General features: G+C 65.9%; 10 protein-coding genes, 1 tRNA gene and 1 pseudogene. 5 read left to right on the top strand and 7 right to left on the bottom strand.

The features are described 5' to 3' along the window. Positions 1-7: 7 nt before the first annotated feature. Positions 8-610: a hypothetical protein gene (locus ATO6_RS21520; protein WP_141102052.1), complete on the bottom strand. Its 603-nt coding sequence runs from the start codon at positions 608-610 to the stop codon at positions 8-10. A 561-nt stretch (positions 611-1,171) separates the two neighbouring features. Between ATO6_RS21520 and ATO6_RS21515 the strand changes: the two genes are divergently transcribed. Further along, complete coding sequence (locus ATO6_RS21515) at positions 1,172-1,426, top strand: hypothetical protein (RefSeq protein WP_088626122.1); 255 nt, start codon at positions 1,172-1,174, stop codon at positions 1,424-1,426. Positions 1,427-1,463: 37 nt separating this feature from the next. Here the strand turns inward: ATO6_RS21515 and ATO6_RS25520 are convergent. The 3 genes and pseudogenes from ATO6_RS25520 to ATO6_RS21500 form a co-directional block, all read right to left on the bottom strand. Next, positions 1,464-1,589: pseudogene (locus tag ATO6_RS25520) on the bottom strand (IS3 family transposase); the annotation flags it as partial. A gap of 196 nt (positions 1,590-1,785) precedes the next feature. After that, positions 1,786-1,869, bottom strand: a tRNA-Leu gene (locus tag ATO6_RS21505). A gap of 614 nt (positions 1,870-2,483) precedes the next feature. Continuing rightward, positions 2,484-3,026 (bottom strand): tetratricopeptide repeat protein, encoded by a 543-nt coding sequence (locus ATO6_RS21500; protein ID WP_088626120.1) that lies wholly within the window; start codon positions 3,024-3,026, stop codon positions 2,484-2,486. Between the two features lie 104 nt (positions 3,027-3,130). Here ATO6_RS21500 and ATO6_RS21495 point away from each other — a divergent pair, with 104 nt between their 5' ends. Then, complete coding sequence (locus ATO6_RS21495; protein WP_088626119.1) at positions 3,131-3,877, top strand: rhomboid family intramembrane serine protease; 747 nt, start codon at positions 3,131-3,133, stop codon at positions 3,875-3,877. Between the two features lie 115 nt (positions 3,878-3,992). On the opposite strand, the gene ATO6_RS21490 is transcribed toward ATO6_RS21495, so the two are convergent. The 3 genes from ATO6_RS21490 to ATO6_RS21480 all read right to left on the bottom strand — a co-directional run bounded on the left by ATO6_RS21490 (position 3,993) and on the right by ATO6_RS21480 (position 7,157). Continuing rightward, positions 3,993-5,393 carry a TRAP transporter large permease gene (locus tag ATO6_RS21490; protein WP_088626118.1) on the bottom strand — a complete coding sequence of 467 codons (1,401 nt, stop codon included), beginning with the start codon at positions 5,391-5,393 and terminating at the stop codon, positions 3,993-3,995. Further along, positions 5,390-6,034, bottom strand: a complete 645-nt coding sequence (locus ATO6_RS21485) for a TRAP transporter small permease subunit (RefSeq protein WP_088626117.1) — start codon at positions 6,032-6,034, stop codon at positions 5,390-5,392. Before ATO6_RS21485 ends, ATO6_RS21490 begins: the two co-directional genes overlap by 4 nt. A gap of 109 nt (positions 6,035-6,143) precedes the next feature. Then, entirely contained in the window at positions 6,144-7,157 is a 1,014-nt protein-coding gene (locus tag ATO6_RS21480) for a C4-dicarboxylate TRAP transporter substrate-binding protein (RefSeq protein ID WP_088626116.1), read from the bottom strand. Positions 7,158-7,355: 198 nt separating this feature from the next. Between ATO6_RS21480 and typA the strand changes: the two genes are divergently transcribed. From typA to ATO6_RS21465, 3 genes are all read left to right on the top strand, one after another. Next, positions 7,356-9,173 (top strand): translational GTPase TypA, encoded by a 1,818-nt coding sequence (gene typA / locus ATO6_RS21475; protein ID WP_088626115.1) that lies wholly within the window; start codon positions 7,356-7,358, stop codon positions 9,171-9,173. Positions 9,174-9,390: 217 nt separating this feature from the next. After that, entirely contained in the window at positions 9,391-10,551 is a 1,161-nt protein-coding gene (locus tag ATO6_RS21470) for an amidohydrolase family protein (protein ID WP_088626114.1), read from the top strand. 117 nt (positions 10,552-10,668) lie between these two features. Then, entirely contained in the window at positions 10,669-11,985 is a 1,317-nt protein-coding gene (locus ATO6_RS21465) for a glutamine synthetase family protein (RefSeq protein ID WP_088626113.1), read from the top strand. Positions 11,986-12,003: the final 18 nt, after the last annotated feature.

The following is a 12,003-nucleotide window of genomic DNA, read 5'->3' as shown; positions in this document are numbered from 1 at the left end:
TCTCCTGTTAGAACGTGTTGATGGCGAAACCGACGAACAGGGTCTCGGCCTTGAAGCGATAGCCCGCCCTGAGGACCAGTGGTCCCTCACCGATCCGCTTCGATACCGCAGCGGTGATGGCGCTGTAGTTGTCGCTGCCGCCGACAGACAGCTCGGCCGCGAAGCCGGAGTTGCCGAACCCGGTCTGAACCAGCCCGAAGTAGCTGTTGTCGATCGTGCTGTATTCGCCCAGGAGGAAGAGATGGCCGAATTCGGTCGGCGACCAGCGCTCGAACGTGATCTTGGCCCCGACCCGAGTTCTGTCAGGATCGGTGTCGCTCAGGATGCGGGCAACGCTGGGTCCGACCTTGAACGTGCCGAGCGGGTCGACCGGTATTGACCACAGCAAGGACAGGCTGCCGGAACTGCCGCCGTCGTAACGGGCGTAATTCCCGCCGAGATTGAGTCGTCCCCTCGCAATCGCGAGGCTGAAGTCCGTCGCGCCTTCGGCGATATCGAGCTGGAAAAACTCTCCGTCGGCCCGCGCCGGCGCAGCATATGTCAAAGCCAATGCCAGCCCAACAGTGGAACAGCTCAACGCTGTCCAATTGCGTGTGCCCACCTTAAGCATTCCCGTCCTCGCGCTTTGATCCAAGTACTGAGACGGCTCCGAGTCAGCACCATAGAAGTGAATTACAGCATTTATGTGTTCCCGGCTCTCGCCCTCTGATCGGAAGGAGCGTTGTCCACTCCGAACCATGATGTGACCCCCAGAAAGCTCCAGCGGACTCCGTGTTTCCCCGCCTTCCGGGCCATGCAGCACCGCATGTGCGCGGCTTGTTCTGCGGCACCGGCGGTTGTTCGCGGACCACGTCGGCCTCTGGACCGTCAGGCGCATCCAAACACCCGTGTCGGCAGAGATTCGACGGGTCCACCCGATCACGGGCACGTCTGCCCGGCGGCCATGGGGTCACTGGCTTCTCCTTGCTGCTTCATCCGGACTTTATGCCCGGTATACCTTCGTTGCACTCCAAATGACCCACGCGACGCTGCCGGGGCGGTCCGTCGCCGAGACACGAAACTTCCGCCACGTCCTCATCACGAACTTGGGAAGCCGTTCCCGCGTTGGGTTGTTGAGCAGGCGCAACTTAAAGTAGATGCGCTCCTTTATCCGCAAGCCTATAGGTATGTCATGTCGGACGCGCGCGTACTCTACGTCGAGACCCTGTACAAACTTGCAGAGACGCGTCTGAACAATGTCGCGCGCCTGTCGCAGATCCGCAGGCTGATAAGGTTGGCCCTGCAGGATGTCGACGATCCGGATGCCTTGGAAAGCCTGCGGGAAGCGATTGATATCATCAACGCCGGGCTGAAGAGCTCTGACGATGGGAAGAACCTGCTTGAGGACCTTGTTCCGCAACAGACCGACCAGGAAGCGGATTCATGACGCTAGGCTGGACGTCTCCGGGTCTTGTGGAGAGCGTTCAGGGTTTGCGGGCTGTCCGCTCGGAGGCGTTCGGGCTCTGGAAGTCGCGCGATGAGTGCCGTCTGACGGGATTGTACGACCCGTCGATGTGTCGGGCGATGGCGTCTTCGGCCTTTTGTCGCGATTGCCGGGGCGAGGCGTAGGCCGACAGCCGGATCAGTGCCGACTCGATCGTCTTGAAGAACCTCTCGACCATGGCGATGTCGCAGCGCGTCACGCCGAAACAACGGCGTCGGCCTGTTTCCGCTTCCCGTAGAACGCCTTCTGAGTCCTCAGTTGGTGCTCTCCACATTTTCAGGGAAAGCCCGGTTGTCCTTCATTGGTAGCGGCGGTGGGATTCGAACCCACAATCCATAAGGCGGCAGATTTTAAGTCTGCTGTGTATACCATTCCACCACGCCGCCACAGTTACTACGACAACTCCGTCATCCCTTTCGATTGCTCGAAATCCGTCTCCGAAGAAACAGGGATAACGCGCCTCAGATGATCTCATAATTCACATCACATCGATTTCCAACGAGGGTGGTGTCGGTGCCGTCGACGGTCTTGTACCTGCGTGCCGCGTTCGTCTCTTTGCTCCACGTCATGTGAGTGGCTCATCGCAAAGACGTTGGCGCCTACCTGAGGTATCCAGGTGCCATCTGACGCCTTTGGGACAACTGCAGGAAACCCACGGAGTTGGCGAGATGCCCGCCTGGACCGCGATACAAGCTGTACAGTCTTCACCGTATGCAAATACCTGCCTTGTTCTCGTGGATGTCCTCCACCCCGCAACAAGGCTTTTCACGTCCTGCGCCGGTCCCTGCGCGGTTTCCTCGTCCGGTGTCGAGTCGGGCTGGTCAGAAAACCCTAAGCCGCTGATTCAAATACAGTCCATCAACATGGCCAATTCCACCACTGGTGTCGATGTCATCTGCGCAACGGCGCATTCTGGAGTCCCCAAGACCTACCCTCCCCCCACGCGGACGGCCTTCGCGACCTTAGCGGACGCGGCTCTCCTGTAAAACGCAAGCGACCGTCAAAGCTCGGTGTCGGTCTCGACCAGCATCCGCCGCTCGGGCAACCAGGGGTGGATCTTCAGCACCGCGCGCAGCTCTGCCTGCGCCTCGTCCGAACGCTCCAGCCCCATCAGGGTCAGCGCACGCCCAGCCATCGCCGCGACATGCTGCGGCTGAAGCGCGATCGCCCGGTCGAGGTCCGCGAGGGCCCTGCCATAGTCCTGCGCGATGAACAGCGCAAAGGCGCGCTGGTTGTAGCCTTCGGCATAGTCCGGGCAATAGGCGATCAGACGGTCGAACTCCTCGATCGCGCCGCGCAGGTCAAAGCTCTCGCGCTTGCGCATCCCGCTGTCGAGCACCGCCTGCGCCCGTTCGTCCGGCGCATCGGCCCAGAGGCCCCACAGTTCGTTCGTCAGGACCCGCGCCTCCATCTCCGTCCCCGCCTCGCGCACCTGCGCCAGCAGGGCGGCGATGGCCGCGCCGTGGTCGGGCGGCGGGGGACAGCTCTCAGCTTGGGCGCCGGTGGAGACCACGAGCGCCAGTATGGCGAACAGCGGCTTCATCCCGTCATTGCCGCACGGAACCGCGCGCCGATCAAGTCACATTCGCGCGGCCCGCCCGACGCGGGGGATTGACGCCCCCCGGCTTTGGCGTAGCGTCCGCTTCCATGTTTCCCCTGCGCGATCACAACCCGTCCGGCAGCACGCCCTTCGTCAATTACGCCCTGATCCTGGCGAATGTCGCCGTGTTCCTGCTGACCTTGCCGGTCGCGGGCGACATGGCTGCGATCAACGCCTTTTACGGCGAATGGGCGATGATCCCCGCCCGCGTGTCCTCGGGCGAGGGGTTCGGGACGATGTTCACCTCGATGTTCCTGCACGGCGGACTCATGCACCTGGCGGGCAACATGCTGTTCCTGTGGATCTTCGGCGACAACATGGAGGACGAGATGGGCCACCTGCCCTACCTCGGCTTCTACCTCGCCTCGGGCATCGGCGCGGCGCTGGTGCATTACCTGTCGGCCCCGTTCTCGCCGGTGCCCGTGGTGGGTGCCTCCGGCGCGATCGCCGGGGTGATGGGCGGCTACCTGCTGCTGTTTCCCAAGGCGAAGGTCGACATCCTGTTCATCTTCATCGTCTTCTTCCGCATCTTCCCGGTGCCCGCATGGATCATGCTCGGGGTCTGGTTCGCCCTGCAGCTCCTCAACGGAGTCGGTTCGGACCCGACCGGCGGCGGCGTCGCCTACTGGGCGCATGCCGGCGGCTTCATCGTCGGCGCGGGCCTGACGTTCCCGTTGTTCCTGAAACTCGGCGGCACGAAGTTCTGGAACCGCACCCACGGCCATCCCCCGCACCCGGAAGCGAAATACAGGCTTTCGCCGACAAGCATCCCGCAGGTTCGCCGTCGCAAGTAGGGCGCGCTCCACCCGCTTCATCTTGCCATAAATATGCCCGCCGGAGGCCGGGCCGGACGGGCTCGATGCCCGTCCGGCCCGATACTTGGGCGCCGCCCCGAAAGGCGGCGCACCCCTAGGCCAGCGAGGGCAGGAACAGCACGATCTGCGGGAATGCCACCAGCAGCGCGATGGTGATCCCGTCCGCGATGAAGAACGGCGTCACGCCGCGGAACACGTCCTGCACCGAGATCTCGGGCATCACGCCCGCGACCACGAAGCAGTTCAGCCCGATCGGCGGGGTGATCAGGCAGAACTCGGCCATCTTCACCACGAGGATCCCGAACCAGATCGCGCACATCGGGCCCGACATGCCGAAGGCACTGTCGGCGGCCGACACGAACTCGCCCCCGTTCAGCGCCATGACCGCCGGATAGACCACCGGCAAGGTCAGCAGCAGCATCCCGATCGCGTCCATGAACATCCCCAGCACGGCATAGGCCAGCAGGATCATCACCAGCGTGATCATCGGCGAATGCTCGAGCGAGGTGATCCAGTCGGAAAACGCCCCCGGCAGGTCGGCGAAGCCGAGGAACCGGACATAGACCAGAACGCCCCAGATTATCGTGAAGATCATGGTGGCGAGCTTGGCGGTCTCCAGCAGCGCGTCCTTGAGCTGCGACCACTTCATGCCCTTGATCACCGCCATCAGGAACACCACCGCCGCGCCGAGCGCGCCGCCCTCGGTCGGTGTGCCCCAGGGGTCGCCGCCGAACGGGTTGTAGATGAAGAAGATGATGATGAAGACGACGAAGAAGATCGGGAAGGCCGGCGGCAGCGAGGCGAAGCGCTCCTTCCACGTGAACCCTCCGACCGGCGGGCCGAAGCGCGGCAGCGCCAGCGCCAGCGTCACGATGATCGCGCCATAGACGATGGCCGAGAACGCGCCGGGGATGAAGCCCGCCAGCAGCAGCTTGCCCACGTCCTGTTCCACGATGATCGCGTAGATCACGAGGATCGCCGACGGCGGGATCAGCGAGGCCAGCGTGCCGCCCGCCGCCACGACGCCCGCGGCAAAGCGCTTGTCGTATCCGACCTTGAGCATCTCCGGGATCGCGATCCGGGCGAAGACGGCCGAGGTGGCGACCGAAGCGCCCGACACGGCGGCGAAGCCCGCGGTGGCAAAGACGGTGGAGACCGCCATGCCGCCCGGCAGCCAGCCGACCCATTTCTTGGCCGCGTCGAACAGCGCGGCGGTCAGCCCCGCGTAGTAGGCCATGTAGCCGATCAGGATGAAGGTCGGGATCAGCGACAGTTCCTGGCTGGCGATCTTGGAATGCGGCACCTGCCCCGCCGTCTTGACGGCGACCGTGACCGCCTGGCCGAAGCGGCCGGGGTCGTAGCCGAACTTGGCCCAGAAGATCCAGATCAGCCCGACCAGCCCCGCGATACCCGCCGCAAAGGCGACGCGCATCCCGAGGACGACGAGCAGGAACAGGAATGCGGTGGTCCACAGACCGATGTCGATGCTGGTCATGACCGACCCTCCCCGCTGGCACCCTGCACGTGTTCGGCCTCTTCCTGGGCCAGTTCAGCCGCCGATTTCACCAGCGGCACGGCGACGGGCTGGTCGGTACCCTCGGAAATCGCGCGGGCATAGCCCCAGAGCTGCAGCACAAGCCGCAGCGCGAGGACCGAGAAGCTGGCAGGCACCAGCAGCTTTGCGGGCCACAGCGGTATCCCGATGTCGATGGTGCTGTCCGCACTGCACAGCGGCCGCGAACAGTCGAAGCTGCGGCCGAAGTGGGCCCAGCTGCCCCAGATCAGCAGCACGATCAGGACCAGCGTGGCGAAGGTGGTGACGAACTCTGCCATCCACAGCTTGCGGCCCTGCAGCTGACCGATCAGGATGTCCATGCGGATATGCCCGCCATCCCGCATCGCGTAGGAGATGCCGAGGAAGGCGATCAGCGGCATCGCCAGCTCCATCCAGTCGACGTAACCGGGCAGCGGCATGTTGAAGAAGTTGCGTCCCCCGACCGAGATCACGGCAAGGAACATCAGTGCCAGCACGGCGGCCCCGGACAGGAAGCCGATGGCTTTCTCGAAAACGTAGAACCGCCGGTCGATCCGGCTGAGCAGGCTGTCATCCGTCAGGACGGAGAGCGATCCGGCCATGCAATGTCCCCCGATTGTTAAAACGTAAAAAGGCACGGAACCGCATCCGGTCCCTGCCCCCTCTGTTCAGCGAAAGACCCCGGCGGCGATGCCGCCGGGGTCAGCCGGATCAGTTGGTCTTGTGCGCTTCTTCCAGCGTCTTCTCGATGGTCGCGAGAAGCTCTTCGCCCGGAATGCCCTGCGCGTCCATCTTGGCGACCCAGTCGGCCTGGATGCCCTTGGTGGCCTCGCGGAACTTGGCCAGTTCCTCGTCCGAGAAGTCGACCTTCTGGATGTTCTTCTCGGTCAGGACGTTTTCCCAGCGGTCCATCAGCTTGCCGTAGGTCTCGATGTAGTAGTCGATCGCCTCGTCCACCGATCCGTCGAGCGCCGCGCGCTCTTCGTCGGACAGGGCGTTGTAGGCGTCGATGTTGACCACGACCGGGCAGTTCACGGTGCCGGGGTTCAGGTTCTCGGTCCACCAGTTGGCCTGGTCGATGGTGCGGAACGACAGGTGGGCGTGGGGCGCGAAGGCCACGGTGTCCACGACGCCGGATTCCATCGCGTTGTAGGCTTCGTTCGAGGCGACCGAGGTCGGCACGGCGCCGACGGCCTTGAACGCGTCGCCCAGACCGCCGGTGGCGCGGACGCGCATGCCGTTGAAGCTGTCGACGGTCGCGCGCGGATCGCCGCGGCCCACGAGGTTATACTGCGGCATCGGCGACGACATCAGGATCTGGGCGTTCCAGCGCTCCATGTCCTTCTTGACGGCCGGATGCGCGTACAGCGCGTTGCTGATCGCCACTTCTTCACGCAGGTCGCGCACGCCGAGGAACGGCAGTTCGGCCGCGGTCAGCGTCGGGTTCTTGTCCTCGTGATAGCCTGCGCAGATCTGCGCCATCTCGAAGGCCCCGATGGAAATGCCGTCGAGGTTCTCGGTCGGCTTGGACAGGCCGCCGTAGCTGACGTTGATGGTGAAGCTGCCGCCGGTCTTTTCGCTGACAAGCTCGGCGATTTTCTCGACGTGTTCGGTGAATTCGCGGCGCTTGCCCCAGACCGAGGCATTCCATTCGGTGGCCATGGCCGGTGCTGCGATGGCAAATATGACCGCAGAGGCTGCGGCGCGTTTCATGATCTTGGTCATGCTAGTCTCCCTATGGCGCGGCTTCTCCCTTGCCGCTTGGTGGGGAAACCTATCGGGCCGACCGGGAATGGCAAGCGATAATCCGCACGGCGGAAGATCACTTTGCAAACAGGGGCACGTTGCGGCACTGCGGCATTGCCTCTGGCATTTTGTGGCGATGCGGTATAGGCGGGCGCCAACCCCAGACAAGAGTTACCCATGGACCTGCGCAACATCGCGATCATCGCCCACGTCGACCACGGCAAGACGACCCTCGTGGACGAGCTTCTGAAACAATCCGGTGCCTTCCGTGCGAACCAGGCCGTGGCCGAGCGCGCGATGGATTCCAACGACATCGAACGCGAGCGCGGGATCACCATCCTCGCCAAATGCACGAGCGTCGAATGGAAGGGCGCCCGCATCAACATCGTCGACACCCCCGGCCACGCTGACTTCGGCGGCGAGGTGGAGCGGATCCTGTCGATGGTCGACGGCGTGGTGCTGCTGGTCGATGCCGCCGAAGGCCCGATGCCGCAGACCAAGTTCGTGACCTCCAAGGCGCTCGCCCTCGGCCTGCGCCCGATCGTGGTGCTGAACAAGGTCGACAAGCCGGATGCCGAACCCGACCGCGCGCTCGACGAATGCTTCGACCTCTTCGCCAACCTCGGCGCGGATGACGACCAGCTCGACTTCCCGCACATGTATGCCTCGGGCCGCGCGGGCTGGGCGGATGCGACGCTCGACGGGCCGCGCAAGGACCTGTCGGCCCTGTTCCGCCTGATCGTCGACCACGTCCCCGCCCCCAAGCAGCAGAAGCGCGCGGACGAGGATTTCTCGATGCTGGCCACCACGCTGTCGGCAGACCCCTTCGTGGGCCGGATCCTGACCGGCCGGGTCGAGACCGGCAAGGTCAAGGTCGGCCAGACCGTGCAGGCGATCAGCCGCATCGGCCAGAAGATCGAACAGTTCCGCGTGACCCGCGTGCAGGCCTTCCGCGGCCTCGCCCAGCAGGACATCGAGGAAGGCGTGGCGGGCGACATCGTCACCCTCGCCGGCATGTCCAAGGCGACCGTGGCCGACACGATCTGTGCGCTGGCCGTCGACGTGCCGCTGGCCGCACAGCCGATCGACCCGCCGACCATCACCGTCACCTTCGGCATCAACGACAGCCCGCTGGCGGGCCGTGACGGCAAGAAGGTGCAGTCCCGCGTGATCCGCGAGCGGCTGCTGAAGGAAGCCGAGGTCAACGTCGCGATCAAGGTCAAGGACACGCCGGGCGGCGAGGCCTTCGAGGTCTCGGGCCGGGGCGAACTTCAGATGGGCGTCCTGATCGAGAACATGCGCCGCGAAGGGTTCGAACTGTCGATCTCGCGCCCGCAGGTCATCATGAAAGAAGAGGACGGCCAGCTGATGGAGCCGGTCGAGGAAGCCACCATCGACGTGGACGACGATTATTCCGGCGCGGTGATCGAGAAGCTGACCGGCGCGCGTAAGGGCGACCTGGTCGAGATGAAGCCCTCGGGCACCGGCAAGACCCGCATCGTGGCGCATGTGCCGTCGCGCGGCCTGATCGGCTACCACGGCGAGTTCCTGACCGACACCCGCGGCACCGGCGTTCTGAACCGCGTGTTCCACGGCTGGATCCCGCACAAGGGCGCGATCCCCGGACGCCGCGCGGGCGTGCTGATCTCGATGGAAGCGGGCGCGGCCGTGGCCTATGCGCTGTGGAACCTTGAAGAGCGGGGCCGCATGTTCATCGGGGCGCAGGCCCCGGTCTACACCGGCATGATCATCGGCGAGCATTCGCGCGACAACGACCTGGAAGTGAACCCGCTGAAGGGCAAGAAGCTGACCAACGTCCGCGCCTCGGGCACGGACGAGGCCGTGCGCCTGACGCCCCATATCGAGATGTCGCTGGAAGAGGCCATCGCCTATATCAACGACGACGAGCTGGTCGAGGTCACGCCGAACGCGATCCGTCTGCGCAAGCGCTTCCTCGACCCGCATGAGCGCAAGCGGATGGCGAAGGCCAGCTGACACCGGTGACGGCCGCGCCGGGGCGCGCGGCCGGGTTGCGGGGGCTCTGCCCCCGCCGGGCCTGAAGGCCCTCCCCCCGAGGTATTTTTGACCAGAAGAAGCAGGGGATCTGTGCCCTCCGCGCGACACTGCACGGGGGTGGATGACCTGTGCGCGGATGTCACGGCGGCGATACATTCCCGGGTTATCCACAGGGGGAGGAATCGAGGAGCCCCCCATGCTGTCCGCCCTGCCCGCCCTGCGCCTGACCGGTGCGCATGTCCTTCGCGACGGCGCCCTGCGGCAACGCTCGGTTGCCGTGGCCGAGGGGCTGTTCACCCGCGGGCCGCTGCCCGTGGTGGACATGAGCGGCTACCTCGTGCTGCCGGGGATCGTCGACATGAACATCGGCCGGGTCGGCGTGGCATGGCACGGACGGGCGGATCGGGTTCTGCGGGAGGCCGGTCGTGCGGCCGCCGCGGCTGGAGTCACGACCGGGCATCTTGTGCAGGGCTGGTCCTGGGCGAGCGGCGCGGAAGCGCCTGAGCAGGCCGCTGCGCTGGCGTCGGCGCTGGCCCGGACCGGGGCGGAAGGCGCGGACCTGCGGCTGACCCTGCGCTGCGAGACCCATACGGTCGAGACCGCGACTGACCTGCTGGCGCTGGCCGGGACCGGTGCGGCCGCCTGCGTGGCTTTCGTGAACACGCTGGACGACGCGCTGGCCACCGCATCGACACGGCCCGAGGATTTCGCCGTCAGCGCCGCCTGCGCGGGTCGCAGCGCCGAGGCGCATATGGACCGCATCCGCACGGCGCGGAAGCAGCAGCGCGAGGTGCCGCGTCACCTGTGCCGGCTGGCCGAGGCCTTTGACCGGCTGGGCATCATCTATGGCAGCCATGGCGATCCGGACGGCGAGACGCGCGAGACCTTTTCCATGATCGGCGCCAAGGTCTGCGGCGATCCGGCCTCGCGCGCGGCGGCGGCGCTGGCCCGCGCCGTCGGCGATCCGGTGGTCCTGAGCGCCGACGGGCTGGCCCGTGGCGAGGCGACGCAACAGGCGCGGCTGGCGATGGACCTGATGCGCGACGGCCATTGCGATGCGCTCATGTCGGGCGACAGCGGACCCTGCCTGGCCGCCGCCGCTTTCCGGCTGAGCGATGTAGGCGTGATGCCGTTGCAGGAGGCATGGGCGCTGATCTCGACCCGCCCCGCCGAAATCCTGCGCCTGCCCGACCGGGGACGTATCGCGCCGGGACGGCGGGCGGATCTTGTCGCGATCCATGCGGAGAGCCGGCGGATCGAGCTGACCCTGTCAGGCGGACGGATCACCCACCTGTCCGGGCAGGCGCGCGAACGGCTGATGGCAGCCGACCTGCCCCGGACGATGGCGGCGGAATAGCCCTGCCCGTCGAACGGGCGCCAGCGCCATGGCCCCTGCCGTGACGCCGGGTGCGGCTTGCCTTGCCCTGCGGCACCGACCAAGCTAGGTGCAAGGGAAACGATCCACAGGCAGTTCATGGAATTCGAAGGCTATCCGACCTTCCGCGTCGCGGCATGCGACCTCAACGGACAGATGCGCGGCAAGCGCCTGCCCGCCAACCAGTTCCCCAAGCTCTCAGAAGGCACCGTGCGGATGCCGCTATCGGTGCTGAACGTCGACATATGGGGCGCCGACATCAAGGACAGCCCGCTGGTCTTCGAGACCGGCGACATCGACGGCATCCTCTACCCCACCGATCACGGGCCGGTGCCGATGCCATGGCTCGGCTCGCCCGCCGCGCTGGTGCCGATGTGGATGTACACCGACGACGGCCAGCCCTTCGCGGGCGACCCGCGCCATGCACTCGCCGCCGTGCTGGACCGTTATGCCGCGCGCGGCTGGCGGGTCGAGGCGGCGGCGGAGATGGAGTTCTACCTGGTCGACGATACCGACGAGGGTCTGGCCCCGCCGGTGAACCCGATCTCGGGAAGGCCGATCAACGGCCACGCGATCCTGTCGATCCGCCAGCTCGACGCCTTCGACGCCTATTTCACCGAGCTCTACGAGGCTTGCGAGGCGATGGAGATCCCCGCCGAAAGCGCGATTTCCGAGGCCGGGCTGGGCCAGTTCGAGATCAACATGACGCATCGCGATGCGATGGCGGCGGCGGATGACGTGTTCCTCTTCAAATCGGCGGTGAAGGGTCTGGCGCGCAAGCACGGGATGGCCGCGACCTTCATGGCCAAACCCTTCGCCGAGGATGCGGGCAACGGGATGCATGTGCATTTCTCGGTGCTGGATGCCGAGGGGCGGAACATCTTCGACAACGGCGGGCCGGAGGGGACCGAGCTGCTGCGGCACGCGGTGGCGGGCTGTCTGGCAGGGATGGCGCCGTCGACGCTGGTTTTCGCGCCGCACGGGCCGAGTTACGACCGGATCGTGCCGGGCGCGCATGCGCCGATCGGGGCCTGCTGGGCCTACGAGAACCGGACGGCGGCGATCCGGGTGCCGGGCGGATCGCCCAAGGCGCGGCGGATCGAGCACCGCGTGGCCTGCGGGGACAACAACCCCTACCTCGCCATGGCGATGATCCTCGGCGCCGCGCTGATCGGGATCGAGGACGCGATGGAGCCGCCCGCGCCGATCACCGGCAACGCCTATGCGCTGGACCTGCCGTCGCTGGAGCCCGACTGGGCCAGCGCCATCGACCGGTTCGAGAGCGATCCGCTGGTGCGGCGGATCCTGCCGGGGGAGCTGGTCGAGAACTTCTGCCTGACCAAGCGGCAGGAGTTGGCGCGGCTGGACACGATTTCCGAAAGCGAGCGGTGGAAGGTCTACCTCGAGACGGTGTAGGTGGACCTCGGGCCGGTG

It is taken from the genome of Oceanicola sp. 22II-s10i (genome assembly GCF_002210105.1).
Classification (GTDB): Bacteria; Pseudomonadota; Alphaproteobacteria; order Rhodobacterales; family Rhodobacteraceae; genus Pseudooceanicola.
This window is presented reverse-complemented; position numbering and strand designations above follow the sequence as displayed.